26 protein-coding genes and 1 riboswitch are annotated in these 25387 nt (G+C 72.1%); of the genes, 17 read left to right on the forward strand and 9 right to left on the reverse strand.

Annotation, left to right across the window (positions count from 1 at the left end; genetic code table 11):
* Positions 1-72: 72 nt before the first annotated feature.
* Positions 73-1569, forward strand: a complete 1497-nt coding sequence (locus tag BLT59_RS16960; RefSeq protein ID WP_091782809.1) for an efflux transporter outer membrane subunit — start codon at positions 73-75, stop codon at positions 1567-1569.
* A gap of 311 nt (positions 1570-1880) precedes the next feature.
* The gene (gene zwf, locus BLT59_RS16965) at positions 1881-3407 is read left to right on the forward strand and encodes a glucose-6-phosphate dehydrogenase (protein ID WP_091782604.1); all 1527 of its coding nucleotides are present in this window, start codon (positions 1881-1883) and stop codon (positions 3405-3407) included.
* Positions 3408-3681: 274 nt separating this feature from the next.
* On the opposite strand, the gene rnhA is transcribed toward zwf, so the two are convergent.
* The 4 genes from rnhA to BLT59_RS16985 all read right to left on the reverse strand — a co-directional run bounded on the left by rnhA (position 3682) and on the right by BLT59_RS16985 (position 7237).
* The gene (gene rnhA / locus BLT59_RS16970; RefSeq protein WP_091782607.1) at positions 3682-4167 is read right to left on the reverse strand and encodes a ribonuclease HI; all 486 of its coding nucleotides are present in this window, start codon (positions 4165-4167) and stop codon (positions 3682-3684) included.
* A 7-nt stretch (positions 4168-4174) separates the two neighbouring features.
* Entirely contained in the window at positions 4175-5140 is a 966-nt protein-coding gene (gene thrB, locus BLT59_RS16975) for a homoserine kinase (RefSeq protein ID WP_091782610.1), read from the reverse strand.
* Between the two features lie 117 nt (positions 5141-5257).
* Positions 5258-6259: a 4-hydroxy-3-methylbut-2-enyl diphosphate reductase gene (gene ispH, locus BLT59_RS16980; RefSeq protein WP_091782613.1), complete on the reverse strand. Its 1002-nt coding sequence runs from the start codon at positions 6257-6259 to the stop codon at positions 5258-5260.
* A gap of 132 nt (positions 6260-6391) precedes the next feature.
* Positions 6392-7237, reverse strand: a complete 846-nt coding sequence (locus BLT59_RS16985; RefSeq protein ID WP_091782616.1) for a C40 family peptidase — start codon at positions 7235-7237, stop codon at positions 6392-6394.
* A gap of 281 nt (positions 7238-7518) precedes the next feature.
* Between BLT59_RS16985 and BLT59_RS16990 the strand changes: the two genes are divergently transcribed.
* The gene (locus tag BLT59_RS16990) at positions 7519-7851 is read left to right on the forward strand and encodes a hypothetical protein (protein ID WP_244514028.1); all 333 of its coding nucleotides are present in this window, start codon (positions 7519-7521) and stop codon (positions 7849-7851) included.
* Positions 7852-7917: 66 nt separating this feature from the next.
* Here the strand turns inward: BLT59_RS16990 and BLT59_RS16995 are convergent, their stop codons facing one another.
* Positions 7918-8628, reverse strand: a complete 711-nt coding sequence (locus BLT59_RS16995) for an MgtC/SapB family protein (RefSeq protein ID WP_091782622.1) — start codon at positions 8626-8628, stop codon at positions 7918-7920.
* Between the two features lie 233 nt (positions 8629-8861).
* Here BLT59_RS16995 and BLT59_RS17000 point away from each other — a divergent pair, with 233 nt between their 5' ends.
* The 10 genes from BLT59_RS17000 (at position 8862) to crcB (ending at position 17528) form a co-directional block, all read left to right on the forward strand.
* The gene (locus tag BLT59_RS17000; protein ID WP_091782624.1) at positions 8862-9887 is read left to right on the forward strand and encodes an AAA family ATPase; all 1026 of its coding nucleotides are present in this window, start codon (positions 8862-8864) and stop codon (positions 9885-9887) included.
* A 140-nt stretch (positions 9888-10027) separates the two neighbouring features.
* Positions 10028-10897, forward strand: coding sequence for a DUF58 domain-containing protein (locus tag BLT59_RS17005; protein WP_091782626.1), 870 nt, complete (start codon positions 10028-10030; stop codon positions 10895-10897).
* Between the two features lie 51 nt (positions 10898-10948).
* Entirely contained in the window at positions 10949-11428 is a 480-nt protein-coding gene (locus tag BLT59_RS17010) for a DUF4381 family protein (protein ID WP_091782629.1), read from the forward strand.
* Positions 11425-12459 (forward strand): VWA domain-containing protein, encoded by a 1035-nt coding sequence (locus BLT59_RS17015; RefSeq protein WP_175544040.1) that lies wholly within the window; start codon positions 11425-11427, stop codon positions 12457-12459. Before BLT59_RS17010 ends, BLT59_RS17015 begins: the two co-directional genes overlap by 4 nt.
* 103 nt (positions 12460-12562) lie before the next feature.
* Positions 12563-13492: a VWA domain-containing protein gene (locus BLT59_RS17020; RefSeq protein ID WP_091782632.1), complete on the forward strand. Its 930-nt coding sequence runs from the start codon at positions 12563-12565 to the stop codon at positions 13490-13492.
* Positions 13493-13505: 13 nt separating this feature from the next.
* The gene (locus tag BLT59_RS17025; protein ID WP_091782635.1) at positions 13506-14426 is read left to right on the forward strand and encodes a tetratricopeptide repeat protein; all 921 of its coding nucleotides are present in this window, start codon (positions 13506-13508) and stop codon (positions 14424-14426) included.
* Positions 14427-14446: 20 nt separating this feature from the next.
* Entirely contained in the window at positions 14447-15697 is a 1251-nt protein-coding gene (locus BLT59_RS17030; protein ID WP_091782638.1) for a BatD family protein, read from the forward strand.
* Positions 15698-15793: 96 nt separating this feature from the next.
* On the forward strand, positions 15794-16219 hold the full coding sequence (locus tag BLT59_RS17035; RefSeq protein WP_139174061.1) for an EF-hand domain-containing protein: 426 nt from the start codon (positions 15794-15796) through the stop codon (positions 16217-16219).
* A gap of 179 nt (positions 16220-16398) precedes the next feature.
* Complete coding sequence (locus BLT59_RS17040) at positions 16399-16908, forward strand: hypothetical protein (RefSeq protein ID WP_091782641.1); 510 nt, start codon at positions 16399-16401, stop codon at positions 16906-16908.
* 74 nt (positions 16909-16982) lie between these two features.
* A riboswitch (Fluoride riboswitch) is annotated at positions 16983-17054 on the forward strand.
* An 84-nt stretch (positions 17055-17138) separates the two neighbouring features.
* On the forward strand, positions 17139-17528 hold the full coding sequence (crcB, locus tag BLT59_RS17045) for a fluoride efflux transporter CrcB (RefSeq protein ID WP_175544041.1): 390 nt from the start codon (positions 17139-17141) through the stop codon (positions 17526-17528).
* 118 nt (positions 17529-17646) lie between these two features.
* Here crcB and BLT59_RS17050 read toward each other — a convergent pair whose 3' ends face one another.
* Positions 17647-18477, reverse strand: coding sequence for a pyruvate, water dikinase regulatory protein (locus BLT59_RS17050; protein ID WP_091782644.1), 831 nt, complete (start codon positions 18475-18477; stop codon positions 17647-17649).
* Between the two features lie 487 nt (positions 18478-18964).
* Between BLT59_RS17050 and BLT59_RS17055 the strand changes: the two genes are divergently transcribed.
* The 3 genes from BLT59_RS17055 (at position 18965) to BLT59_RS17065 (ending at position 21010) form a co-directional block, all read left to right on the forward strand.
* Entirely contained in the window at positions 18965-20137 is a 1173-nt protein-coding gene (locus BLT59_RS17055; RefSeq protein ID WP_175544042.1) for a uroporphyrinogen decarboxylase, read from the forward strand.
* Positions 20138-20144: 7 nt separating this feature from the next.
* The gene (gene hemJ, locus BLT59_RS17060; RefSeq protein ID WP_091782647.1) at positions 20145-20576 is read left to right on the forward strand and encodes a protoporphyrinogen oxidase HemJ; all 432 of its coding nucleotides are present in this window, start codon (positions 20145-20147) and stop codon (positions 20574-20576) included.
* Between the two features lie 83 nt (positions 20577-20659).
* The gene (locus BLT59_RS17065) at positions 20660-21010 is read left to right on the forward strand and encodes a lysozyme inhibitor LprI family protein (protein ID WP_091782650.1); all 351 of its coding nucleotides are present in this window, start codon (positions 20660-20662) and stop codon (positions 21008-21010) included.
* 60 nt (positions 21011-21070) lie between these two features.
* On the opposite strand, the gene hisG is transcribed toward BLT59_RS17065, so the two are convergent.
* Together hisG and BLT59_RS17075 are read right to left on the reverse strand one after the other, a co-directional pair.
* The gene (gene hisG, locus BLT59_RS17070; protein WP_091782653.1) at positions 21071-22063 is read right to left on the reverse strand and encodes an ATP phosphoribosyltransferase; all 993 of its coding nucleotides are present in this window, start codon (positions 22061-22063) and stop codon (positions 21071-21073) included.
* Entirely contained in the window at positions 22060-23214 is a 1155-nt protein-coding gene (locus BLT59_RS17075) for an ATP phosphoribosyltransferase regulatory subunit (protein WP_091782656.1), read from the reverse strand. The genes hisG and BLT59_RS17075 overlap by 4 nt, the downstream gene beginning before the upstream one ends.
* Before the next feature lie 197 nt (positions 23215-23411).
* Here BLT59_RS17075 and BLT59_RS17080 point away from each other — a divergent pair, with 197 nt between their 5' ends.
* Positions 23412-25097, forward strand: a complete 1686-nt coding sequence (locus BLT59_RS17080; RefSeq protein WP_244514029.1) for a methyl-accepting chemotaxis protein — start codon at positions 23412-23414, stop codon at positions 25095-25097.
* 16 nt (positions 25098-25113) lie between these two features.
* Here the strand turns inward: BLT59_RS17080 and BLT59_RS17085 are convergent, their stop codons facing one another.
* The gene (locus BLT59_RS17085) at positions 25114-25371 is read right to left on the reverse strand and encodes a hypothetical protein (protein WP_091782662.1); all 258 of its coding nucleotides are present in this window, start codon (positions 25369-25371) and stop codon (positions 25114-25116) included.
* Between the last annotated feature and the right edge of the window lie 16 nt (positions 25372-25387).

Below are 25387 nucleotides of genomic sequence, written 5' to 3' on the forward strand. Positions count from 1 at the left end.
CACCTCAGGATGAGGGCGCGGGCTGGATGGCCCCTCACCCCCAAGTGTCGGGATGGGAGGACGGCATCGTCTATCCTCCGCGGCCTCACATCCCTTCTGCTGATCGCGCCCCTCCTCGCCGGCTGCGTGGTCGGTCCCGATTACACCCGGCCCTCCGTGGAGACCCCGCTCGCCTACAAGCAGGGTGGCGTCCGGGAGGACAGCCCAGCCTATGTCGCCGCACACAGGAAGGGTTGGCGCGAGGCCAACCCCAGCGACGCCGTGGAGCGCGGCGATTGGTGGCGGGTGTTCCGGGATCCGGCCCTCGACCGGTTGATCCGCCTGGTCGATGTCGACAACCAATCCCTTCGGCAGGCGGTGGCGAATTACCGGCAGGCGCGGGCGCTGGTCGCCTCCGCCCAGGCCGCCCTGTACCCGACGGTGATCGGCGCGCCGAGCATCACCCGGACCGGCAGCGGCAGCACTACGCGCACCAACGTGTCGCTGCTGGGGCAGGCAAGCTGGGAACTGGACCTGTTCGGCGGCACGCGCCGGAACATCGAGAGCGAGGCGGCCCTGGCGCAATCCGACGCCGCGACCATCGCGCTGACCCGCCTGAGCATCCAGGCGGAGATCGCCGCCGACTACCTGACGGTGCGCTACGCGGATTCCCTGCAGAAGGTGCTCGAGGAGAACGTCGAGAACTTCAAGAGGACGCTGGCGATCACCGAGAACCAGTATGCGGCCGGCGTGGCGGCCCGGTCCGACGTGATCACCGCGCAGACCCAGGTCCAGACCATCGAGGCCCAGGCCATCGCGGTACGCCTGACGCGGGTTCAGTACGTCAACGCCATCGCCACCCTGATTGGGCGTCCCCCCTCGGAGGTGTCGATTCCGGTGGCCGGCATATCGCGCAATCCGCCCGGCGTGCCGGTGGGCATCCCTGGCGAGTTGCTGGAGCGGCGCCCGGACGTGGCTCAAGCCGAGCGCCTCGTTCAGTCGCAGAGCGAGCGCATCGGCGTCGCGGTGGCGGCCTTCTTCCCCACGGTGACGATCTCGGCCCAGGGCGGCATCTCGGGGGCGACCCGCAACGGGCTGCTCTCGGCCGCCAACCAGGTCTGGTCGGTGGCGGCCTCCGGCAGCGAGGTGCTGTTTGACGGCGGCGCCCGCACGGCGGCTCTGCGCTCGGCGGAGGCCGGCTACGACGCGGCGGTGGCCAATTACCGGCAGGTGGTGCTGGCCGCCTTCGCCGAGGTCGAGAACCAGATGGCGGCCCTGCGCATCCTCGGCCAGCAGCAGCGAGCCCAGGACACCGCGGTGGACCTGTCGCGCAAGGCCGTGGAGATCACGCTCAACGAGTACCGGGCCGGCACCCAGAACTTCACCACGGTGGTGACCGCGCAGAACCTGCTCGTGAACAACGAGGTCAATGCCCTTCAGGTGCGGCTGAGCCGCTTCACCGCGGCGGTCACGCTGATCCGGGCGCTCGGCGGCGGCTGGGACGTGCGCTCCCTGCCGAGCGATTCCGAGTTGAAGGGCCCGAGCCTGCCGATCGACCGGGGCGGCCAGGCGGTCCGCCCCGACGAGTAGGCTGTGTCCGGCAGTTCCGCTCGATCGGACCCTCGGGCGCCTCACGCGCGCAGCGATGTGGCCTGCGACAGCGGGCGGCCTCCCGACCGACAGGCGCGTCCGGTCCGAAGCGCCGTCACGGCCTGGTCGCATGCCCCGAGCCGGACCTCCACGGCGACGTGGCTGTGAGCCCAGGGTTCGGGGGCATGGATATGCATGCAGGGTTCCTTGATCCTAGACTCGGCGCCGCATAGCCCATGGGCGCCGGAACGGGCCTCGCTGCGGCGGGTTGTCAGGCCGGTTTGCTGCACCGCAGCCAGATGGAGTCAGGGATGGCCGAACCGACGAGAGCCCTCAAGGACACGGCCGCCTGCGGCACGCAGCCGGCGCCTCCCTGCACGCTGGTGATCTTCGGGGCCGGCGGCGACCTCACCAAGCGCCTGCTGATGCCCTCGCTCTACAATCTCGCAGGCGCGGGCCTGCTGTCCGAGGGCTTCTCGATCCTGGGTGTCGATCACAGCGACGGCACCGACCAATCCCTGCGCGACAACCTCACCCAGGCCCTGGAAGCCTTCAGCAAGGATCCGACCTCGGAGTTCCACGCCGACCATATCGATCCGAAAAGCTGGGGCTTCATCCGCGACCGGCTGCACTACCTGAAGGGCGATTTCGAGAAGCCCGAGACCTTCGCGGCCGTGAAGGAGCGGGTCACCGGCAGCGCTGTGTTCTACTGCGCGGTGGCGGCGCGCTTCTTCGGGACGATCGTGGACGGGCTTGGGCAGGCCGGCCTGCTTAAGCAGGAGGGGGAGAATTTCCGCCGGGTCGTCATCGAGAAGCCGTTCGGCTCCGATCTCGCCTCGGCCAAGGAGCTGAACGCCCGCATCCTCCGCCAAGGCGACGAGAGCCAGTTCTACCGGATCGATCACTTCCTGGGTAAGGAGACGGTGCAGTCGATCATGGCGTTCCGCTTCGCCAATGGCCTGCTGGAACCGGTCTGGCGGCGGGAATACGTCGACAGCATCCAGATTACCGCGGCCGAGACCGTGGGCGTCGAGGAGCGCGGCGGCTTCTACGAGCCGACCGGAGCGCTGCGCGACATGGTGCCGAACCACATGTTCCAGCTGCTCTGCATGGTCGCCATGGAGCCGCCGAACTCCTTCGGCGCGGAAGCCGTGCGGACCGAGAAGGCCAAGCTCGCCGAGGCCGTGAAGCCGATCCCGCCGGAGGACGCGGTGCGCGGCCAATACACGGCCGGCACCTCGGAGGGGCGCAATGTCCCGGCCTACCGGGACGAGCCGCATGTCGCCAAGGATTCGGTCACCGAGACCTACATCGCCCTGAAGCTGCAGATCGAGAATTGGCGCTGGGCCGGCGTGCCGTTCTACGTCCGCACCGGCAAGCGCATGACCGGGCGGCGCACCGAGATCGCCGTGCTGTTCAAGCCGGCGCCGTTCAAGATGTTCGAGGATACGCCCACCGCCGATCTTGGGCCCACCGTGATGCGGATCCTGATCGATCCCGACCACGGGGTCAGCACCGAGTTCAACGTCAAGGTGCCGGGGCCGCAGATGAAGATCGGCCGGGTGCGGTCCGGCTTCCGCTACAAGGACTTCTTCGCCGACCGGCCGAATGTCGGCTACGAGACGTTGCTCTACGATTGCATGACCGGCGACGCCACCTTGTTCCAGCGTGCCGACAACATCGAGGCCGGCTGGGCCGCGGTCGATCCGCTGCTCAAGGGCTGGCCGCAGGCGGAGGTGGCTTTCTACCCGGCCGGAAGCGCCGGCCCGAAGGAAGCCGACGCGCTCCTGGCCCGGGACGGTCGGCACTGGCTGGGGTTGGACGGGGAGACGGATTGAGTCGCTGAATCGTGCGTTCGAGAAAGCCTGCAATCGGATCCGCTTCCCTTCCTCCCCATCTGTGGGGAAGGGTCCCCCCTTCGTCAGCAGGGGTTGGAAGGGGTGAACCCGGGTTCAGGATCTGGCGCAGCCTTCATGACGACCGGGTCTGTATTCTGCATCGTCGCTCCCCTCTCCCGACCCGCTTCGCGGGCCGCCCTCTCCCGCAGGGAGGGAGAGGGAGTGGCAGCCCCGAGACCCGTCATATCCTCTGGCCAAGAAGCCAAATCCGCCCTCATCGCCGCTTGAATGGCAGCATCGCGGCCACCGCCAGCGCGTCGACCCGGTTGTTCAGCGGGTCGCTGGCGTGACCCTTCACCCAGTGCCACGCCACCTCGTGGCGCGCGCGGGCGGCGTCGATGCGGCGCCAGAGATCCTCGTTCTTCACCGGCTTCTTGTCGGCGGTGCGCCAGCCCCGCGCCTTCCAATTGTGGATCCAGCTGGTGATGCCCTGGCGCAGGTACTGCGAGTCCGTGAACAGGTCGACCCGGCACGGGCGCGTCAGAGCCTCCAGCGCCTCGATCGCCGCCAGGATCTCCATGCGGTTGTTGGTCGTGTGGGCCTCTCCTCCGGAAAGTTCCTTCTGGGCGTCGCCGAAGATCAGGATCGCGCCCCAGCCGCCCGGCCCCGGATTCCCCGAGCAGGCGCCGTCCGTGTAGATCTTGACGCGCTTCAGCTCGGCCGCGGCCTGCCCGCCGGGCCCGGTCTCATCGGTGCTCATCCGGCTCTCAGCTCGGCCGCCCGTAATCCCGCGCGTCGGGCGCCCGTCGGTGGAAGGCGAGCCGGCGATCGAACTCCCGCGGATCCTTCGGCTTCACCAGGGCGCCCGGGGGCACGTTCAGCCAGTCGACCAGCCGGGTGAGCATGAAACGGAGCGCCGCCCCCCGGCACAGGATCGGCAGGGCCGCGACCTCGGCCGGTTCGAGCGGCCGTATCGCCTCGTAGCCGGCGATCAGCGCAGCCGCCATATCCCGGTGGAAGGTGCCGTCGGCCTCGAAGCACCACGCGTTGAGGCAGACCGCGAGGTCGTACGCGAAGGCGTCCGTGCAGGCGAAATAGAAGTCGATCAGGCCCGACAAGGCGTCGCCAATGAAGAACACGTTGTCGGTGAAGAGATCCGCGTGGATCACGCCGCCCGGCAGGTTTTGCGGCCAATGCGCCTCCAGAAAGGCGAGGTCGGCCCGGGTGCGCTCCGCGAGCCCGGGCTCGACCAAATCGGCCTGGGCCTCCGCCTGAGCGAAGAGCGGTCGCCACGCGGAGACCGAGAGGTTGTTCTCCCGCACCATCGGGAAGTCCCGGCCTGCAGCATGCAGCTCCGCGAGCGCCCGGCCGAGTTCCCGGCAATGCCCGGCTCCCGGCGCCTTGACCGAGACACCCTCCAGGAAGCTCACGATGGCGGCGGGCCGGCCGCAGAGCTGGCCGAGGGCCTGGCCGGTCCGGTCTCGCACGGGCTGCGGGCAGGCGAGGCCGCGGGCCGAGAGGTGCTCCATCAGCCCGATGAAGAACGGCAGGTCCTGTTCCCGGACGCGCTTCTCGTAGAGCGTCAGGATGTAGGCGCCGTCGGTGGTGTGCAGGAAGAAGTTCGAGTTCTCGACGCCCTCCGCGATCCCCTTGAAGGAGAGCAGGCTGCCGATCGCGTAGGCGGACAGGAAATCGGCGAGCGCCGCGTCGGATACCTCGGTGTAGACGGCCACGTGTCTGCGCTCTGATGTCGGAAGTTCAACATGGCAAGGGGCGCCGAAGCGCCCCCGCATAAGACCTGCCACGCCTCGAGCCCGAGGGGTCGGGCCCGCGCTGTCCGATCGGACCGCCTATTCGGCGGCCTCGCTGCGCAGCTCCCGCGGCAGCGGGAAGACCATGTCCTCGATCACCGTCGAGACCGTGTCGACGATCACGTCGTAGCGGGCCGCGAAGGCGTCGATGATCTCCTCGACCAGCACCTCGGGGGCCGAGGCACCGGCGGTGAGGCCGAGCTTGCGGATCCCCTCGAAGGCCGGCCAGTCGATCTCCTCGGCACGGAGCACGAGGCGGGTGATCGGGCAGCCGACGCGCTCGGCGACCTCGCGCAGGCGCTGCGAGTTCGAGGAGTTCGAGGATCCGACCACGATCAGGGCATCCACCAGCGGCGCCACCTGCTTCACCGCCTCCTGGCGGTTGGTGGTGGCGTAGCAGATGTCGTCCTTGTGCGGCCCGGTGATGGTCGGGAACTTCTTCTTCAGCGCGTCGACGATGTGCCTTGTGTCGTCCACCGACAGGGTCGTCTGGGTAACCCAGGCGAGATTGTTGGGATTGTCGGGGGTCAGGGCCTCGATCTGATCGAGGTCCTCCACCAGGGTGATCGAGCCCTTGGGCAGCTGGCCCATCGTGCCGACCACCTCGGGATGACCCGAATGGCCGACCAGCAGCACGTGGCGGCCGCGCTTGTGGTGGATCTCGGCCTCGCGGTGGACCTTGGTCACCAGCGGGCAGGTGGCGTCGATCGTGGTCAGCCCGCGCGAATCGGCGTTGGCCGGCACGGTCTTCGCCACGCCGTGGGCGGAGAAAATCACCGGCGCGGCGCCGTCCGGCACCTCGTCCAGTTCGCGCACGAACACGGCGCCCTTCCGCTTCAGGCTCTCAACCACGTACTTGTTGTGGACGATCTCGTGCCGGACGTAGACGGGCGGCCCGTAGATGGCGAGAGCCCGTTCCACGACATCGATGGCCCGCACCACGCCGGCGCAGAACCCGCGCGGGGCGCAGAGCAGAATTTCCAGCGGCGGCTTGCCGGCAGTGCCCGGGACGGGCTCGGTGGTCGCGATATCGGCGGTCATGCGGGGGATGTGGCGAGGGCGGGGCTGTCCTGTCAACAGGACTGGCCCAGGAACCGGGCGAGAAGAGGGAAGCGGAGCCGCTCTGTAGCACGATTGCCGCGGGACTTGGACCCTCTCCCCCATTAGGTCCGCTCAGAGCCGCCGGGTTCCCGTCACGGCACCGAAGCTGTGCGCCGCGATGCGGGCGACCGCCTCGGCCAGCGGCTCCGCCGCCACCGCCATGTGGTGGCCGTTGGCGTGGATCAGCGTCTCGGGATCGCGCATCAACCCGACATGGCCGCGCCAGAAGACGAAATCGCCCCGGCGCAGGCGCGCGAGGTCGAGGGGCAGCGCCTCGCCGAGCGCCCGCTCCTGCATGTCGGCGTCGCGCGGGCAGGGCAGCCCGGCCGCGTCCAGACAGAGTTGTACGAGGCCCGAGCAGTCGAGGCCGAGACTGGTGCGGCCGCCCCAGAGATAGGGGGTGCCGGCGAGCCGCGCGGCCGTGGCGACATAATCCGGTTCGCGGGTGTCGAGTGGGGCGCAGTGGCGGGCGAACACGTATCCGCCCGGCGTCTCCAGATAGGCGGCCGCCTCACCCGTCACCGTGAGGCGGGCACCGAGGCTGAGATGGCCGAGGATCGGCCGCTTCAGGTCCGGCTCAGGGTACAGGAAGGTGCGCAGCGCCGTGACGCGGTGCGTCGGCTCCGGATCGATCGGACCCAGGCTCTCGGCCGGCAGGTAGCCGACATAGCCGTCGCGGGCGAGCTGCACGAAGGCGAAGCCTTCCGCCACATCGTAAAGATCGACCGCGTCACCCAGGAGCGCCTCGGTATCGAGCCCCGCATCGGCGGCGGGCGCGCGGCGCAGCGGCGCCGACGGCGCGGTCACGCGCCGCTTCGTGCCGGCGACGTAGCGCGCCGCCGTGACGCGGTCCCGCAGGCGGAGATCGGCGACATGCGGCCGGGCCGGGGTCAGCCGGGGATCGAGGCTCTCGGTCATGGACAGATCGTACCACGCCTGGCCGAAGGGCGCGTAAGCGGAGTCGCGACCGTGAGGCAGACATCTGTGCTACTATGCCGCACGGACCGGTGGAGGGTCCCAGCTGCCTCGGGATCGCCCGGAGGCCTGGCGGATCGAGCAGAAGGTGCCCGGGCGCGCATCACATCCGCGTCATGCACACCGGAGACATGTCCTCGAGGCGCCCATCACACGTTTTTGATGCACTGCACAACCGGCTCGGAACGCGCTATGTTCGCCGCATGAAGACTGCGAGTCGCCCCGTGAAGAAGACGCAGAAGAGCTTCGCCGACCTGCCGCCGATTCGCGTGCGCCGCGAGCCGCCCACCGTGAGCGAGGCGGTTGCCGCCGCACAGGATCTCGCGGACGATGTCGAGCAGCAGATTGAGATCGCCGCCGGCCTGATGGGCCTGCCGGCCGAGGAGGTCCGCCCCCACGTTCTGGCCGCCAAGAAGGTCAAGCCGGAGCGCGCGCCCGAGCGGATCCTGACCCATGCGAGCCCGAGCCGAGCTCCGCGCACGGTGGTGGTCGAGCGGCGTACCCGGCCAACCGTGGTGATCGAACGCCGCAGCCGCCCGCTCGACCCGCGCCGCTGACTGCTGGATCCCGGGGCCTGCCTTCGGAGCGCGGGCCCGATCGCGCCCACGGGTGCCCGAACACGCTCAGTCGGCGGTCTGGACCGACCATGTGGCGTGGCGGATGCCGGGCATGCGGGCCAGTTCGTTGGTCACGGCGTCGAGTTCCTCCGCCTTGACGGCGCTGGCCGTGAGCGTTGCCACCACGTCGACCGCATTCTCGCCCCGCTCCTCGATCTCGACGCTACCGACCGGGTAGTTCGCCGCCTCAAGACGCTCCACCAATAGGTCCTGGGCCGGCCCGGCCTCGCCGGGCGCCGTGGTAACCTGGACCTCGTAGGTCGCCTCGGTGGCGGATTCGCGGATCGGCGCGCGGTTGATGGCGTTCACCAGCGGGCGGAGCGCGGTGTTGCAGGCGAGCACCGTCGCCATCACGAACACCGCCTCCAGGGGCAGGTCCGCGCCGCAGAAGGCCCCGACCGCGGCCGAGCACCACAGGGTCGCGGCCGTGTTGAGGCCGCGGACGTTCATCCCCTCCTTCATGATCACGCCGGCGCCGAGGAAGCCGATGCCGGAGATCACGTAGGCCACGGTGCGGACGCCCCCGTCCGGGCCGGTCAGGCGCATGCCGAGATCCACGAAGGCGCTCGCCCCGACCGCGACCAGCACGGCCGTGCGCAGGCCCGCGGTGCGCTGCCGGTACTGCCGCTCGGCCCCGATGATCGTGCCCAGCACGAAGGCCACGAGCAGGCCGATGGCGGATTTCAGTTCTTCGGGGAGGGCGGCGTAGCTGGTCATCCACCGTCTCATGAAAGCGGGGAGGTGACGGAACCGTGACACCATGGCCCGGCTCAGGTCGGAAAGCGCATCCGAAGCGGGATTGACGGCCGCACCGGGCAGCGGGCACACCGGCAAGAGCCTGAGGATCCCTTAAGAATTCGGGACCCGGCCGAGGAGACGTGCAGGATGCAGCACACGGCCCAGGATATGGCCCGACGGGCGGATTCGGTCCGCACCGGATCGTTCTCCGCATGAGCGGCGCCACCAGCGGCGCCCTCGCCGAACGCCGGCCCGACACGGCGCCCAGCAGCGCTCCCGACGCCGCCCTGCACGGCCGCGTCATGGCGCTGCGCGAGGGCCTGGAGCGCGGCCTGATCGGCAGTGCCGGCCTCGTCGAGCGCCTGCTGATCGGGCTCCTGACCGGCGGCCACCTGCTGATCGAGGGCGCACCGGGGCTCGCCAAGACCCGCGCGGTCAAGCGGCTGGCGGACGGTCTCGACGGCTCCTTCGCGCGCATCCAGTGCACCCCGGACCTGATGCCGGCCGATCTCACCGGCACCACCGTCTGGCGCCAGGACAGCGGCACCTTCGAGTTCCTGCCCGGGCCGCTGTTCCACGCCCTCGTGCTGGTGGACGAGGTCAACCGCGCCCCCCCGAAGGTGCAGTCGGCCCTGCTCGAATCCATGGCCGAGGGGCAGGTGACGGTCTCGGGGGCGACGCACCGCCTCTCCGACCCGTTCATGGTCGTGGCCACCCAGAACCCGATCGAGCATGCCGGCACCTTCCCGCTGCCGGAGGCGCAGCTCGACCGCTTCCTCCTCCACGTCGTGGTCGACATGCCCGACGAGGCGACCGAGCGGGCGATCCTCGACCTCGTCGAGGGCGAGATCACCCATCACGTCGACGCGATGACCATGCGGTTGTCGCTGGCGGACGTGCGCGCGGCCCGGGAGGCGGCACTCGCCACCTACGTGTCGCCGGCCCTCAAGGACTACCTCGTCCGGCTCGTGGCGGCGACCCGCACCGACGCGGCCGCCCCGGACCTGCGCGCCATGATCGAGCATCCGGCCTCCCCGCGCGGCACCCTGGCGCTGATGATGGCCGGCAAGGCCCGGGCCTGGCTGCGGGGGCGCGACCACGTCACGCCCGAGGACGTCGCGGAGCTGGCCCGCGACGCCCTCTCCCACCGCATCGGCCTGACCTGGCGGGCGGCCGCCGAGGGCAAGACGGCGCGTGGCCTCGTCGGCGAGCTGGTGCAGCGGGTGCGGGCGCTCTGACGGTGTTCGGGTTGGGCCAAGCGCGCCGCAGATCTTCTCCCCCCTCTGCGGATGAGGGGGGCTCCCGCGTCAGCGAGGGCCGGGAGGGCGGAGGAAGAGATCCCGCCGGGCACGGCATCCACCTCTCGGGCGAGGCCCTGATGGGCCTGCGCCACCTCGCCCGGCGGGGTTCCGCCCCCGCCACAAGGACGCTGGCGGGCCTGCCCGGCGGCATCGTCACCCGGCGCCGCGGGCGCGGTTCGGAGCCGGAGGATGTCCGCCTCTGGTCCGAGGGCGACGACCGCCGCTTTATCGACCGCAACGCCACGGCCCGTACCGGACAGCTGCACGTCCGCACCCACCACGACGAGCGCGACCGCGCCGTGGTGCTCCTCGCCGATTTCCGGCCCGCGATGCTGTTCGGCACCCGAAGGGCCCTGCGCTCGGTGGCGGCCGCCGAGGCCCTGGCGCTGCTCGGCTGGCGGGTCGCCGCCGATGGCGGCCGTGTCGGCCTCGCGGTGGCCTCCGCCGGCGCACCGACCGTACTGCGGCCCGCGGGTGGCGAGCGTGCCATGATCGCGGTCACCGGCGCCCTCGCCCAGGCCCATGCCGACGCGCTCGGGGCCGAGTCCGGTTCCCTGACGCGCGCGGAGCCGCCGCTGGAGGCGACGCTCGCCCTCGCCCGCAACCTGCTGCCGGCCGGCGGCCACCTCGTCATCGCCAGCGCCCTGGACGATCCCGGCCCGGGCTTCGACGAGCTCCTGACTCTGCTCGCCGAGCGGATCGCCATCCGGCTGATCCTGGTGAGCGACGCCTTCGAGCGCGCCCGTCCGCCGGGCTTCTATCCCTTCGCCCTGGCGGATGGCCGCCGCGGGACCGCGCTGCCGACCGCGGCCGCGCCGGCGGGGGATTCCGCCGAGGCCCGGCTCGCCGACTACGCCCGCCGGGGCATCGCGGGCGTGCGCCTCGACGTCGAGACCGGCCCGGAAGCCTACGCGCCGCTCATGGAGCGCCTCGATGCGGTGCTGTGAGGCCGGACCCGGCGGCCCGATCCCCGGCGACCTGATTCGCGGCGCGACCCGATGAATCCCGTCGCGCCCGCCGAGATCCCCCTGTCCCTCGACCAGCTCCGGGGCCTGCACCTGCCCGGCGGCGCCGCCGGCGCCGTGCAGGGCGAGGTCGTCGCGGCGGCCGTCCTGGGCTTCCTCGCCGCCCTGCTGGTGGGGCTCGTGCGCTACGGGCGCGGCCGGGCACGGGCCACCCTGCGCCGGGCGGCGCTCGCCGAGCTCGCCCGGAGCCGCGACCTCGACCCGGAGGCGCGCCTCGTCGCCCAGGCCCGGCTGCTGCGCCGCCTCGACCGCTCCCTCGACCGGTCCGGCGAGACCGAGATTCGGGCAACGGGCGCCGACTGGGCGGCCCGGCTGGACGGGCGGTTCCGGACCGACTTCTTCACCCGGGGTGCCGGCCGGGTGCTCGCCGACGGGCTGTACTGTCGGCAGGATCCCGACCTCGACGCCCTGGACGCCGAGCTCTCCCGCCTGATCGGGCGGCTCCAGGCATGAGCGGCTTCCTGCCCGCGTGGCTCAGTGGGCTCCTGTCGGCCTTCGACGTCGCCGCGCCCTGGGCGCTGCTGGCGTTGCCCCTGCCGCTGCTGGCCGCGCGCCTGATCCCGGCGGAGCCGGAGGGCGGCAGCGGCGCCCTGCGGGTGCCCGCCACCCTGGTGGGCGGGGCGCGCTCCGGCGCCGACCTCGCAGCCCGGGGGCGGCGGCGGGCCCTGCTCACCTGGACGCTCTGGATCGCCCTGGTGGTGGCCCTGTCGGGGCCGCGGCTGGTCATGTCGGCGACCGCGCTCCCGGCCTCGGGCCACGAGATCATGATCGCCATGGACCTGTCGGGCTCCATGGAGCGGCGCGACTTCGCCCTCGACGGCGAGACCGTGAATCGGCTCACCGCGGTCAAGCGCGTCGGCACCGACTTCATCCGGCGCCGGGCCGGGGACCGGATCGGCCTCGTGATCTTCGCCGACCAGGCCTATGTGGCGGCGGCCCCGAGCTTCGACACAGCCGCGGTCGCCCGGGCCCTGGACGAGGCCACGATCGGCATCAGCGGCCGCTCCACCGGGATCGGCGACGGGCTCGGGCTCGCCCTGCGCCGCCTGGACCCGCGGGACGCGGGGGGGGACGCCGCCGGGGTCAGGCCGGGCGAGAAAGCCGCCAAGGCCGTGATCCTGCTGTCGGACGGCGCCAACAATGCCGGCCAGACGGCCCCCAAGGACGTGGCGGAGCTCGCCAAGGAGCTGGGCATCAAGGTCTACACGATCGCGCTGGGCCCGCGCGACATGGCCGATGCCGACGGCGAGCAGGACGTGGTCGACACCGAGACCCTGCGCGACATGGCGCAGGCGAGCGGCGGCGAGGCGTTCCGGGTCCGCACCACCGAGGATCTGGTCCGGGTCGCCGACGCAATCGACCGGCTGGAGGGCGGCCGCGCGCTCGCCCCGCCCCTGCCTCTGCGCCGGGACCTCTGGCCCTGGCCGGCCGCCCTGGCGCTCCTGGCCGCCGCCGCGCTGCTCGCGAGCCGGAGGGCGGCGTGATGGTTCGATACCCCGCGCCTCCAACCATCCCCCTCATCCTGAGGTGCCGGAGCGCAGCGCGGTCGCCTCAGGATGACGGAATTCGGGTTGGAGGATCCACCCGATGAGCGCCCTCGACGCCTTCGCGCTCCTGCGCCCGTGGTGGTTCCTGGCGATTCCGGTCGTGGCCCTGCTGGCCTTTCGCGCCGCGTGGCGCTCGGCGCCGCTGGGCGACTGGGCGCGGGCGGTGGACCCGGCGCTGATGGCCCATCTCGCCCGCACCGGCGCGGTGCTGGGCGGGCGGCGGCAGGCGAACCTCGCGGCCGCGCTGGCGGCCGGGACGATCGCCCTCGCGCTCACCGGTCCGGCCGTGGAGCGGGCGGACGGGCGGACCTTCCGCAACCTCGACGAGACCGTGATCGTCGTCGACCTGTCCCGCTCGGTCACCGAGGGCGGCAACCTCCAGGGCGTCCGGCAGGCCGCCGCGGCCGTGGCGGAGGCCGCCGGCACCCGGGCGGTCGCCCTCGTGGTCTACGCGGGCGACGCCTACCTCGCCGCCTCCCCGACCACGGACCGCGACAGCCTCGGCACCACCCTGTTCGCGCTGGACGCCGACACGGTGCCGGACCGCGGCTCCCATCCCGAGCGCGGGCTGGCGCTCGCCCGCCGCACCCTGGCGGAGGCCAACGTGGTGGCGGCCGACGTGGTGCTGATCAGCGACGGCGACGGCATCGGCGAGGCCGCCACCCGCGAGGCCCGCGCCATCGCCGAGCACGGCTGGCGGCTCCAGACCCTGTTCGTCCCGGCCGACAAGCCGCTGCCGTCCGGAGCGCCCAAGCCCGACCGGACCGCCCTCGACGCCCTCGCCCGGGCCGGCGGCGGCACGGCCGCCGACATCGCGACCCCGGGCCCGGTGCTCGACGCGGTCGGGGCCGGACTCGCCCAGCACCTCGCGGCCGGCGGCTACGGCGTCCTGGCCTACGCGGATCTCGGGCGCTGGCTGCTGCTGCTGGCGGCGCTGCCGGCCCTGCTGCTGTTCCGCAGGAGCGCGTGATGCGGAGAGCCCGATGCGGCTGACCCTTCCTGAGACGGGCTTCGCCGCCCCGCTCCGGGCCGGCCTGCCGCCGCGCTGGCGGCGGCTCGCCCGGATCGCCGGCCTCGCGCTCGCCGGGATCGGCCTGCTGGCGCTGCTCGCCGTCTCGCAGCCCCGCACCGGCTTCGGGCGGCTGCTGATGGGACTCGGCCTGCCGGGCCTCGCCGCGGATGTCTTCGCGGATCCGGCTTGGCGGGCCGCCGCCCTCTACGAGGCCGGCCGCTACGACGCGGCGATCGCGCTGTTCCGCGCCGGCGGGCGGCGGGCGAGCTACAATCTCGGCAACGCGCTCGCGCGGGCCGGCGACCTCGACAGAGCGCTCGCCGCCTACGACGAGGCCCTGCGCTTCAATCCCCGCGACGCCGACGCCCAGGCCAACCGCTCGCTCATCGCCCGGATGCGGGCCGAGGTGATCGACCGCGGGCCCGGCGGCGGCATCGCCAACGGCACGGCCCAGTACGGCGCCCGCTACAACAACACCGCCAACCAGGACCAGAACAACGACATCAACGCCGCCTCCAGCGGCGAGGGCCTGGCCGGCAACAAGGAGTCGAACGCCAGCGCGTCGCTGCCCGGTAACAGCAAGGTCGCCCGCCGCGGCAAGGCCGAACAGCAATCGATCGACGCCGGCAAGGGCCAGGCCCGGGGCTCGGCCGGCGACGCCGCCGGCCGCGGCCGGACCGGGGGCGGCGCCGCCATGGTGGCCGAGGCCCCCGAGCGCGAGGTCCGCCGGGTGACCAAGAGCTTCGAGGCCCACGAGATCCGCCCGGACCGGCTCTGGCTCCAGACCCTGCCGGACGATCCCGGCCGCTATCTCAAGCTGCGCCTGCGCGCCGAGCAGACCCGCCGGGTCGAGGCCGGCACCGCGATTCCCGCCGGGAGCAACCCGTGGTGATTTCTTTTGGGGTGGCTGAGATGCGCGCCCTGGCTCTCGCCCTTTTCCTCCTCGCGCCCCTCGCCGCCCGGGCCGAGATCGAGCCGGGCGACCTCACCCTGACGGTGACCGCGGAGCTCAACGGCAACAGCGCCCCCTTCCCCCGCGAGATGGTCCTCCTGAAGATCCACGGGGTCTACAAGCAGCCGATCCTGCTCGAGGAGGTGGTGCAGCCCTCGCTCGCCAACTTCTCCTGGACGCAGCTCGGCCGCGACCACTGGAGCAAGACCAAGCTCCCCGACGGCCAGAGCGCCATCGCGTTCGACCGCACCGTGGCGGTCTTCCCGCACCATGCCGGGCCGTTCACCATCGAGCCGTTCGTCCACAAGCTCACCGTCAACGATGTCGGCGAGCGGCGGGTGGTCGAGGTGCGCTCGAAGCCGATCCCGTTCCCGGTGGCGCCCTGGACCGAGCCCAGCGGCGGTCCCGACGCCAAGGAGCCCTGGTGGCTGCCCGCCAAGGACGTCGCGATCACCGATTCGTGGAGTCCCGACCCCGAGACCATCAAGGTCGGCGAGACCGCCCGCCGGATCGTCACCCTGGAGGCGCAGGGCATGGTCGCCGAGGGCCTGCCGCCGCGGCCGGTGATGCGCACCCGCGGCATCATCACCTTCGCGGGACCGGTCACCCGCGAGACCCTGCTGACCCCCTCCGGACCGGTGGCGCGGGCCACCTACCAGTGGGACGTGAAGCCCGGCGTGCCGGAGATCATCCCCCTCGACGCGATCGCGATCCCGTGGTTCGACACCAGCACCCGGACGATGCGCGAGACCGAGATCCCGGCCCGGCAGATCGGCGGCGGCCTGCCCGACCGCGAAACCGACCGGGCGCCGCCCCTGATCCCCTCGCCGCTCGTGGTCGCCGCCGCGGCGCTGGCCGCCTTCGGGCTGGGCCTGGCGCTGATCGGCTTCGGCCTCGGCCGGCCGCGTCTGCGCCTCTCCGCCGCCGCGCGCCGCGCGCTGCATCAGGCGGCCCGCGCGGGCGACGCGGCCCGGTTCCGCGCGGCCCTCGACGCGGCGACGCGGGAAGCCCCCGACCTCGCCCGGAATTGGCGGGCGCGGCCCGACCTCGCGGCCGCGTTCGCGGCCCTCGACCGGGCGGTCTTCGGCGCGTCGGGCACCCCCGTCCCCGACCTGCGAGCCCTGGCCCGGACCCTGTCACGCTCCGAACCGGGCGCCGCCGTGGCGCCGGGGCCGGAGCGGCTCGCGCCTCTGGACGGTCCGCTCCGCTGAGCGAAGCGCCGCTCCGCACCTTGTGAAGGCGCGTCCCGGAACGTCGCAGGGGGCCGTGATTTGGGATGCCGGCACCGATTACCACGGAGATCCTCCATGCCCGCGACTGCGCACAGACCCGTCCTGGCCGCGACGCTCGCCGCCGCCCTCCTCCTGCCGGCCACGCTCCCGTCCACGGCCCTCGCCCGGTCCTCCGGTACCGAGCGCACGCTCAAGATGGTCGACACCGACAAGGACGGCACGATCGATCTGGCCGAGGCCAGGGCCGCGGCCGGACACGTCTTCGACGGCGCCGAGACCGACAAGGACGGGACCGTCGACGCCAAGGAGCTGAAGGGCCGGCTCAGCAAGAAGGACCTGAAGGCGGCCGACACCGATTCCGACGGCACCCTCGACCGCAAGGAATACCTCGCCCTGGTCGAGCAGCGCTTCAAGGCGGCCGACCCCGACAGTGACGGAACGCTCGATGCGAAGGAACTGAAGACTCCGGCTGGACGCAGCCTGCTGCAGCTCCTGAAATAGTCCCTGCTCCCGGAGCTTCCGCCTTTGCACAGTTCATGAGCAAGTATTATTCCTGTGCAATAGCTCAAGATACGGGCAGGCATCAATATTTTGCACTATCTTGCGTTATCTGAATTGGCCCCGTAGGTTTCGGTTACCCGGGCGACAAAGCATCGGGTGAACCACCAGGGAGGAGCGCGATGGCACGCGCCAACGAGGTCAAGGACAGGTTTCGCGCTCGACTGCAGGAGGCCGATGCCCGCAGCAACGACTTCCGCAAGAAGCTCCTGGAGGAAGGGGCCCGGGCGCTGGAGCCGGTGGTCGGCGTCCTGAACCTCATGGCCGAAGTCCTCAACGAGGAGGACAACGTCCATGGCAGCATCACCGGCCTTGAGGCCAAGATCGATCAGGACAATTTCATCAGCCTGTGCGCGCGGCTGCGCGGGACCGATACCGAGCAGAAGATCAAGATCAAGTACGGTCCGGAACTCGGCGGCAGCAACTACATCTCGGTCTCGGGCCTGAACCAGCGCTACAACGAGCGCCTGATGCCGGGTGCTGCGAGCTGTGCCATCGGCCGGACCGTCGGCAGCGACATCCAGCTCGACGAGCACCGGGGCGACGAGCTCGCCGAGGTGGTCCGCGAGGTGGTGGAGGATTTCTACGCCGCCCAGATCGAGCAGCGCAGCCACTTCGCCGACGCCCGCTGACGCGCGGAGCGGCACGACCCGGCGCGGAAGCGGGAAAACCGGGATTCCCCTTCCCGCCAACCTGCGCTAAGCCTGTCCCCGATGGGGATGGAGCTCCCCGACAACCGCCCGGCATCCGATGCCGGGCTGATGGCTCCTACCGCACGGGCGCGCCTTTCGCCGTCCGCGGTGGGGCCGTGCGCCGAAGCCGCGACAGGACATGGCCGCCCGACCGAACAGGAAGGGCAGGTATGATCAACACCCTCATCGTCGTCGTCGGAGCGGGGCTCGGTGGCGGTTTCCGCCACGGGATCAATGTTGCGGTCGCCCGGCTGCTGCCGGGTCTTGGTTTCCCCCTCGCCACGCTGATCATCAACGGGCTCGGCTCGTTCCTGATGGGCGTGCTCGCCGAGAGTTTTGCCCTGCGGGGCGCCGCCGGCCACCCGGCCCGGCTGTTCCTGACCACCGGGATCCTCGGCGGCTTCACGACCTTCTCGACCTTCTCCCTCGACGCAATCAGCCTGTACGAGCGGGGTGAGACGGGCATGGCCGCTCTCTACGTCCTGGCCTCGGTCGCCGCCGGCCTCGCGGGCTTGGTGGCGGGGCTCGCCCTGGTCCGGGCGGTCCTGAGCGGCAGCTGAAAAGCCCCGGTTTCGGAAGGCCGAGACCTTTCGCGGGTGCAGGGTGGAACCCTGCAAAAACCCAGGGTCGCCGCCCCTGGACCCCGCCAAAGGGCTGAGCCCTATGGGAAGCCGGGACTCAATCGGCGATGAATTTCAGCCGGTGGTCGCGGTGGAGGTCGACGATCGCCGCCGCGGTCTCCTCGATGGAGCGGCGGGTCACGTCGATCGTCGGCCAGCGGTTCTTGACGAACAGTCGGCGGGAGGCGGTGATCTCGTCGGCCACCGCCGAGCGGTCGACGTAGAGGGAGGATTCGTCGGCGTTGAGGCTGGAGAGCCGGTTCTGCCGAATCTGCACGATCCGCTCCGGCGAGGCGAACAGGCCGACGACCAGGGGCTTCTTAGCCCGTTCAATCGCCGGCGGCAGCGGCATGCCCGGCACCAGCGGCAGGTTGGTGGTCTTGAGGCCGCGATTGGCGAGGTAGATCGAAGTCGGCGTCTTCGAGGTCCGGCTGACGCCGAGCAGGATCACGTCGGCCTCTTCCAGATCGTCCGGCAGGTTGCCGTCGTCGTGGGCCAGGGTGAAGTTCATCGCGTCGATGCGCTTGAAGTACTCGGCGTTCAGCATGTGCTGGGCGCCGGGCCGCGCCGTGGTCTCGGCGCCCAGATAGGCACGCAGCAGGTCGTGGACCGGCCGCAGCACCGACAGGCAGGGGGATCCGGTCTCGCGGGCGACCTCCTCCAGCCGCTCGCCGAGATCGCCGCCCACCAGGGTGTAGAGGACGAGGCCCGGCGCCGCCCGAATCTCGGAGATGACCCGGTCGAGCTGCGCGGCCGAGCGCACCAGCGGGTAGACGTGCTCGATCGCCGACACGCCCTCGTACTGCGCGGCCGCGGCGCGCCCGACATTGATCAGCGTCTCGCCGGTGGAATCGGAGACGAGGTGGAGGTGGAAGTAGCTGCGGCCCATTCCGATCGCCTCTGCGGTCGACTTTGCGGTCGACTCGGCGGTCGCCTTGCGCGGCGCCCAGGTTGTCCACCGCCGGCCGCCAGGGGAGTCGATGAATGTGGATAGGATGCCCGACCGGGCCGGTCCAGGCCGATTCTCTTGCGCGCTATCGACTCCGCCGTTCACAGGCAGGCGAGCGGGACGCGCGGAATCCGGGCCTCTGGGAGAATCCGGGACGCATCCGGGGCCCGTACACGACTCGGCGTTGCCAAGGTGCTGTCGGACCATCCGGTTCTCGCAAGATGGAGCAAATCCTTTAAAGCCTCGTTAACGGCGCGGCGTCGGGGACCGCCTGTGGACGCTTTTGTGCCCCCGAGATTCGGCCCCCCAATAGAAAAAACAGAGTCCTAGAATCTCTCTTTTCTTTTCGAAGGGGCCTGTGTGGGGATCGGTGCGCCGCGACTCGACAGGACGCGCGCCGACGGGCATGCGGGATGACGGAGATGGGATGGGAACGACCATGACGGGGACGGAGCGCGAGTCCGGGCGGAAGACGTCCGAGCGGACGGTGCTGCGCGTCCTCGAGGGCGAGGCGATCGGACCGCCTCCCGCCTGGATGATGCGCCAAGCCGGTCGCTACCTGCCGGAATACCGGGCGACCCGGGCGGAAGCCGGCTCGTTCCTCGACCTCTGCTACAGCCCGGATTTCGCCGTCGAGGTGACGCTCCAGCCGATCCGCCGCTTCGGCTTCGACGCGGCGATCCTGTTCTCCGACATCCTCGTCATCCCGCACGCGCTCGGCCAGGACGTGCGCTTCGTCGAGGGCGAGGGCCCGCGCCTCGACCCGCTCGACGGACGCGAGGCCTACGGCCGGCTGCGCGAGGCCGGCGACCCGGCGGTCATGACCCATCTCGCGCCGGTCTTCGAGACGGTGACGCGGCTGCGGGCGGAACTGCCGGACGAGACCACGCTGCTCGGCTTCTGCGGCGCACCCTGGACGGTGGCGAGCTACATGATCGGCGGCCGCGGCACGCCGGACCTCGCCCCCGCGCGGGCCCTGGCCGAGGGCGACACCGCCCTGGTCGACGCCCTGATCGACCGCCTCGTCACCGTGCAGACCGACTACCTCGTGCGCCAGCTCGAGGCCGGCGCCGATGCGGTGCAGATCTTCGAATCCCATGCCGGCACCCTGCCGCGTCCGATGCCCGTTGCCCGGCCCGATTCCGGCGGCACGGTCGAGCCCGTCGGCGACGTCGCCGGGAGCGCCCTGCCGGACGCGCCCGCGGCGGACGCCCTTACCCGCTGGTCGCTGCAGCCGATCGCCCGGATGGTGGCCGGCGTCCGCGCCCGGGTGCCCGGCGCCAAGATCATCGTGTTCGCCCGCGGCTCGGGTCTCGACGGCCATGCGCGGGTGGTGCCGGAGACCAGCGCCGACGCGGTCGGGGTCGATTGGGGCGTGGACCTGAAGGCCCTGCGGGAAACGGTGCCGGCCACGACGGTGACGCAGGGCAACCTCCATCCCGACACGCTGATCCAAGGCGGCGCGGCCCTCGACGCGGCGGTGGATACCGTGCTGGCGGCGACCGCCGGCCTGCCGCACATCTTCAACCTCGGCCACGGCATCACGCCGCAGACGCCGGTTGCCCATGTCGAGCGGATGCTCGCGCGGCTGCGGGGCTGAGCCGCCTGTGCTGTACGACTGGATCAAGGCCGGCCACGTCATCAGCCTGATCGCCTGGATGGCCGGGATGCTCTACCTGCCCCGGCTGTTCGTCTATCATGCGAGCCTGCCGCCGGGCTCGGAGGCGCAGAGCGCAACCTTCAAGGTGATGGAGCGCCGCCTGCTCAAGGCGATCATGAACCCCGCCATGATCGCCACCTGGGCGTTCGGGCTCACGCTCGCCGGGATGAGCGGCTTCTACGCGAGCCCCTGGCTGCAGGCGAAGTTCGTGCTGGTCCTGGCGATGTCGGGGATCCACGGTTGGCTCGCCCGGATGGTCAAGGATTTCGCCGCCGACCGGAACATCCGCGGCCACCGGTTCTACCGGGTGCTCAACGAGGTGCCGACGCTCCTGATGATCGGCATCGTCATCCTGGCGATCGTGAAGCCGGGCCTTTGATCCGGGGATCCGGGAATCCCGGAGCGATCCACCCTGCCGCCGCTCCGCGCGGAGCCTTTCCGCCAGATGGCCGTTGGCTGGCCATGCCGAAGCCCCTCGTCGCCGCCCTGGTGCTGGCCGCCCTGACGAACCTCGCCCCGCCGCCCGCGCGGGCCGCGAGCTTCCCGTGCGACAAGGCCGAGGCTCCCGACGAGAGGGCGATCTGCGCCCATCTCCCCCTCAACGACCGGGACGTCGAGATGGCGACCCGGTTCGAGATCCTGAAGAGCGTGCTGCCGATGGGCGGCCAAGCGAAGCTGCGCGACGACCAGGAGGCGTGGCTGCAGGAGCGCCGCGGCTGCGGCGGCGATATCGCCTGCCTCACCGCAGTCTACGACGCGCGGCTCAAGGTGCTGCGCGGGGTGCTGGCGGAATTTGCCAAGCAGGGGCCGTAATAGCCGAGGGCGTCCGTGATAGCCGAAGCCTCACGCGGCAGACGAGATCCGGCGAACCGTTCACAACCGCGCCAGAAGCCGCTCCGCCAGCGGGTTCTCGGCCGCGAAGGCGTAGTCGACCCGCCGCACCGTGACGGCCCGCGCGCCGGCCTCGACCAGGGCGCCGGCCAGGTCGAACACCGCGGCCTCGGGACAGCGCAGCACGATCTCGCCGTCCGGGCCGCGCGGCGCGCCGTAGGGCAATTCGGCCTCGTGCAGGCCCGCCAGGGTGGCGAGGTCGATCGTGCCGCTCTCCGGCAGGGCGGCGCGGACCTCCCGGGTGGTCCGGGCGCGCTCCTCGGCGGCGATGCGGCCGAGCACGGTGCGGAGCGCGGCCCGCTGGCCCTCGCCCCAGGGGGCCTTGAGCGAGGCGACGAGATTGGCCTCCGAACGCAGGATGATGCCGTCGTCCAGCACCTTCAGGGCGTTGGCCGAGAGCGTCGCCCCCGTGGTGGTGATGTCGACCACGATCTCGGCCGAGCCCGCGGCCGGCGCCCCCTCGGTGGCGCCCAGGCTCTCGACGATCCGGTAATCGGCGACGCCCTTCTCGGCGAAGAACCGGCGGGTCAGGTTCACGTACTTGGTGGCGACCCGCAGGCGGCGCCCGTGGCGGGTGCGCATGCCGGCCGCGACCTCGTCGAGGTCGGACATGTCGCGCACGTCGATCCAGGCCTGGGGCACCGCCACCACCACGGTGGCGTTGCCGAAGCCGAGCGGCGTCAGCAGCTCCACCTGGCCGCGCACGTCCGGCAGGGTCTCGCGGATCAGGTCCTCGCCGGTGACGCCGAGATGGGCGGCGCCCGAGGCGAGCTGCGCGGCGATCTCGGAGGCCGAGAGGTAGCGCACCTCGACGTCGGGGACGCCCAAGAGCTTGCCCCGGTAGTCGCGGGCGCCCGCGCCTTGCGCGAGTTTCAGCCCGGCCCGGCCGAAGAACGCGCTGGCATTCTCCTGCAGGCGGCCCTTGGACGGGACGGCGAGGATCAGCGGCAGGGCGGCCGCCTCCGAAGAAGTCATCGGCCGGCTCCCGCAACGCGCTCGATCCAGAAGGTGCAGCCCACCGCGGGCAGCGGCGTCGGGCTGCCGAGATGGCCGAGCAGGCCGTCGTAGCGGCCGCCGCCGACCAGGATCGGGCCCTCCCCTGACGCATCCCCCTGGGTCACCTCGAAGATGAAGCCGGTGTAGTAGTCGAGGTTGCGGGCGAAGCCGCCCTGGAAGCGGAACCGCTCGATCGGCAGGCCGCGGGCCGCGATGAAGCCGGTGCGCTCCTCGAACAGGTCGAGGGCGGCCGCGAGGGCGTCGTGCCGGATATTCGCGTCGGCGACCAGCGCCCGCAGGTCGCGGGCGGCGGCATCCGGATGGCCCGCGATCGCCCGGTAGCGGTCGAGGAGCAAGCGGTTCTCAGCGTTGAGCCCGGCCCCGCCATGAGCCTGCGCGGAGGCCTTGGCGAGGAAGCGCTCGGCGATCTCGCCGGCGCTGCGGCCGCCGACGGCCGAGATCCCGGCGATCGCCAGCACGTCCTCCACGAAGGCGCGCACGCCGCGCGGGTCCTGGCCCTGGATCGCCGCCAGCAGGCCCGCGTGGGGATCCTCCGGACGGGTGCCCTCGGCGCCGTTGGTCACGGCATCGAGCGAGCGCCCGGCCGCCAGCGCCCGGAGCGTCCGGCGCTTGGCGGCGGGCGGGACCGCGAGCCCGTCGAGGAGCGCCACGGTCAGGCCCATGTCGCCGAGCCGCACCGCCGGATCGGTCCGGCCGAACAGCGCGAGGCCTTCCAGGGCGAGGCCCAGCACCTCGGCGTCGGCCGCCGGCGTGTCGGTGCGCCCGATCGATTCGATCCCGGCCTGGAAGAACTCGTCGGGCTCGTCGGCGGCGAGCCGGAAGACCGGCCCGCAATAGCTGTAATCGGCAGCCCGCCCGTCGGCCTCGGCCCGGTGCAGGCGGCAGACCGGAATGGTGAATTCGGGCCGCAGGCACAGCTCGGCCCCGCCCGCATCCTGGGTGACGAAAATCCGCCGGCGGATGTCCTCGCCCGACAGTTCGAGGAACGGCTCCAGCGGCTGCAGCACCGGCGGCGTCACGGGCCGGTAGCCCGCCGCCGCCAGATGCGCGGAGAGCCGCGCGCGCGCCGCGTCCCCCGCCCCCGTCTCGCCCGCCTCCGGTCGTGTCATCGCAATCCACCTCGCGGGCGCTCTGTAGCAACCGCGATCGGACTTGGCGACACACCCCCGGGAAGCGTGCGGCCGGCGCGGTGCGCAGGACTGCGCAGAAGGCCCTTCACGGCCCCTCGAAGGGCCGGAGCCTTAACGGAACCATAACGCCGAGGCGCCACGATAGGCGCAGAACTCCGACACGCGGTGGACGTCCCGTGCACCTCCCCTTCCGCCTCAGGGCGCAGTTCCTCGTGCTCGCCGGTCTGATCGGCCTCATCGTGGTCGGCGTCGGCGCCCAGGCCGCCCTTCGGGTCTGGCAGAGCGCGGCGGTCACCCAGGAGATCGGCGACCGGCTGCTGCCGACGGTCGACCTGCTCGGCAACCTGCGCGCCACCATGACCCGCGTGCGCCTCGGCGCCACCCGGGTCATCGACGAGACGGAGCCGCACGCCCACGCCCAGGCCCGGGAGCGCAACGCGGCGCGCATCGCCGAGATGCAGGACCTGATCGGCACCTTCGCGGCCCTGCCGGGGAGCCCCGAGACGGTTACGGGCTTCAGGGCCTTCTCCGCGCAGTGGCAGGCCTATCTCGAGGCGCAGACGGACGCCTTCGCCCGCGTGGCCGGCGGCGACGCGGCCGGAGGACGGGCCGCCTTCAACGGTCCCGCCAACAAGCTCTACGACACCGCGTGGAAGAGCCTGGACGCCCTGAAGGCCTCGGCGAGCCAGGCGGCGCACGGGGCGGCCGGTCAGGTGCGCGAGACCAGCGCGGCGACCCTGACCACGATCCTCGTGGGCACCGGCCTCGGCGCCGCCCTGGCGCTGGTCCTGATGGCGTGGCTCGCCCGCGACATCGCGGGCCGCGCCCTGCGGGTCGCCGCCGCCATGACGGAGCTGGCCGCCGGCAATGCCGACGTGGCGGTGCCCTGCACTGAGCGGCACGACGAGATCGCCGAGATCGCCCGCGCGGCGCTCGGCTTCCGGGCCAGCCTGGAGCGCAACCGGGCACTGGAGGCCGAGGCGGCCGTGGCCCGGGCCGGCACGGAGGCGCAGCGCCGGGCCGCGATGCACGCCCTGGCCGAATCCTTCGAGGGCAGCGTCGGCGGCGTGATCGCGGCCGTGGCCGCGGCGGCCGCGCAGCTCCAGGCCACCGCCCGCAGCATGAGCGCCGTGGCGGCCCAGGCCTCGGCCCGGTCGGGGGGCGTCGCCCGGGCGGCCGGAGAGGCCGCCAACAATGTCGGCACGGTGGCGGCGGCGGCCGAGCAGCTCGGCGCCTCCGTGCGGGAGATCGGCCGGCAGGTCCAGGCCTCGGCCGGGCTGGCGCAGGGGGCGGTCGCGGAATCCGGCCAGACCGTGGCGCTCGTCCAGGATCTCAGCACCGCCGCGTCCCGGATCGGCGACGTGGTGGCGCTGATCTCCGGCATCGCCGCCCAGACGAACCTGCTGGCGCTCAACGCCACGATCGAGGCGGCCCGTGCCGGCGCGGCCGGACGCGGCTTCGCGGTGGTGGCCGCCGAGGTGAAGGCGCTCGCCGAGCAGACGGCCCGGGCCACGGAGGAGATTTCCGGGCAGGTCGGACGGATCCAGGATTCCACCGGCCACGCCGTCGGCGCGATCGACGGGATCGGCGGCCGCATCCGCGAGATCAGCACGGTCGCCGCCTCGATCGCGGCCGCCGTCGAGGAGCAGGGCGCGGCCACGCAGGAGATCGTGCGCAACGTCTCCGCGGCGGCGGCGGGGACCGACGCGGTCACCGACAACGTCGTCGGCCTGGCCGGGGCCGCCGACGAGACGGGCGCGGCCGCCTCCCAGGTCCTGGCCTCGGCCAACGCCCTGTCGCGCGAGTCGGAACGGCTCGGTGACGCGGTCGCCCAGTTCCTGTCCGGGCTGCGGGCGGCCTGAGGGTCCGCGCCGCCTCTCAGAGCGGCCGGAGGCTGCCGAGCCGGGCGCCGCGGGGGCGACGCGCGGGTTTGCGCCGGACCAGCAGCACAGCCACGGCCGGGGCGCCCGCCATCCCGGCGCTCAGGACCGGCGCGCTGCCGGTTCCCGGCGTGGCCTGGGCGGTGGCGCTCGGCAGGCGGTTGAGGGCCGGTCTGTCCGCCCGGGCCGGCAGGGCCCCGACCAGGGTGCCGGCGAAGACCAGCCCGGTGGACAGGATCAGGAGCGTCGCGCGCATGCCGGCTTCTCCGCGG

This window comes from Methylobacterium sp. UNC378MF, assembly GCF_900103195.1.
Lineage (GTDB): Bacteria > Pseudomonadota > Alphaproteobacteria > Rhizobiales > Beijerinckiaceae > Methylobacterium.